The sequence below is a fragment of the Confluentibacter citreus genome (assembly GCF_002807055.1).
GTDB lineage: Bacteria > Bacteroidota > Bacteroidia > Flavobacteriales > Flavobacteriaceae > Confluentibacter > Confluentibacter citreus.
Genome location: NZ_NIXN01000033.1, coordinates 1 through 972 on the forward strand (window position 1 = coordinate 1; position 972 = coordinate 972).

1 rRNA gene is annotated in these 972 nt (G+C 43.9%); it reads right to left on the bottom strand.

Annotation, left to right across the window (positions count from 1 at the left end):
* A 16S ribosomal RNA gene (locus CDH49_RS15510) occupies positions 1–935 on the bottom strand; the annotation flags it as partial.
* Positions 936–972 lie beyond the last annotated feature (37 nt).

The following is a 972-nucleotide window of genomic DNA, read 5'->3' on the forward strand; positions in this document are numbered from 1 at the left end:
CCACCGCTTGTGCGGGTTCCCGTCAATTCCTTTAAGTTTCACTCTTGCGAGCATACTATTCAGGCGGATCATTTAACGCGTTAGCTGCGTTAGTGAAATTATTCCACCAACTAATGATCATCGTTTACGGCGTGGACTACCAGGGTATCTAATCCTGTTTGCTCCCCACGCTTTCGTCCCTTAGTGTCAATATATAACCAGTTAGCTGCCTTCGCCTATTGGTGTTCTTCCTAATATCTACGCATTCCACCGCTTCACTAGGAATTCCGCTAACCTCTTTATAATTCTATTTTGCCAGTATCCAAAGCGGACTGAAGTTGAGCTTCAGCATTTAACTCCAGACTTAGCAAAAAACCTACGGACGCTTTACGCCCAATAATTCCGGATAACGCTTGCGACCTATGTATTACCGCGGCTGCTGGCACATAGTTTGCCGTCGCTTTCTAATAAGGTACCGTCAAGATAAAATCATTTCCTATTCTATTTTTTCTTCCCTTATAACAGCAGTTTACATTCCGAAGAACTTCATCCTGCACGCTGTGTCGCTCCATCAAGCTTTCGCTCATTGTGGAAAATTCCTTACTGCTGCCTCCCGTAGGAGTCTGGGCCGTATCTCAGTCCCAGTGTGGCCGTACAGCCTCTCGGCCCGGCTAAACATCATCGTCTTGGTAGGCCATTACCCTACCAACTAACTAATGTTCCGCACCCCCATTTTTAAGTGAAGCTGTGAAGCTCCTTTCTATTACTCATCATGCGATAAATAACTATATCCGGTATTAGCTATTGTTTCCAATAGTTATCCCAGTCTTAAAGGTAGGTTAGGTACGTGTTACTCACCCATTCGCTACTGAATGTATTGCTACATCCCGTTCAACATGCATGTATTAGGCACACAGCGAGCGTTCATCCTGAGCTAGGATCAAACTCTCAAAAAATTGCGTGTTTAATAAATTGGTTTTGTTTTAATTTTAG